The organism is Lactobacillus xujianguonis (genome assembly GCF_004009905.1).
Classification (GTDB): Bacteria; Bacillota; Bacilli; order Lactobacillales; family Lactobacillaceae; genus Lactobacillus; species Lactobacillus xujianguonis.
On record NZ_ML136949.1, the window covers coordinates 1 to 970 of the forward strand.

General features: G+C 38.9%; 1 protein-coding gene. It reads left to right on the forward strand.

Annotation, left to right across the window (positions count from 1 at the left end):
• Positions 1-970: IS3 family transposase (locus EJK17_RS11315; protein WP_425459989.1), on the forward strand; the 970-nt coding region annotated here is incomplete at both ends.

Genomic DNA, 970 nt, shown 5'->3' on the forward strand with positions numbered 1-970 from the left:
AAAATATAGACAAACAGCAATAAGAAAACGCTGGAAAATAGAAACATATCAATTAATCCATGATTGTCATCAAAAGTACAATTGGAAGATTGATCTCATGTGTCGCTGGGCTAAAATAGCTCGCTCAGCCTATTACAAATATTTTGATCCTAAACGTCACCCTAACCAGCGTGATGAACGAGATCAAAGGATTGAAGCCAAAATTATTGAGATAGCTCAATCCAATAACAGTTTATTTGGAACAGAAAAAATGACTATGGCTGTTAATCGTCAAATGCCTAATGAAAAGCCGATTTATCATAAAACTATTTACCGCTTGATGTGCATTAATGGTATCAGTTCTCAAAAGCCTAGGTATCAGAAACCTAAATTTAAGCATACAACTCCTGAGAAGACGGCCGAAAACAAGCTAAAGAGAGACTTTAACGCTTCTAAGCCTAATGAGAAATGGTGTACAGATATTACTGAAGTCGTTGCACCTAACTTGCCTAAGGCATATCTTTGTACGATCTTTGATCTCTATGATCGATACCCTGTAGGTTATGCAATTAGTAAGCATAACGATACTGCCTTAGTTCAGTCAGCTTATGAGCAAGCTATTAAAGCTTATCCGAGTGCACATCCGCTCTTTCATAGCGATCGCGGTTTTCAATTCACTCGCGCGCCTTTCCAAAATCAGTTGGAAAAGCAAGGCATGATCCAATCTATGTCACGTGTTGGCCGCTGTATTGACAATGGTCCAATGGAAGGCTGGCAAGGCATCATTAAGGAAATGCGAGTTGTTCTTCATTCTCAAGTAGCGAGCTATGATGAGCTTAATGCTTCTACCTGCAAGACTATTGACTATTACATTAATGAAGATCCACAGAAAGGTTTTAATGGGCTAACAGCTGGAGAAATGCGAAGAGAGGCACTCAAAGGCAATATTAAGAGTTGCCCTATTGCACCAAATCATCGAATTAAAAGATAC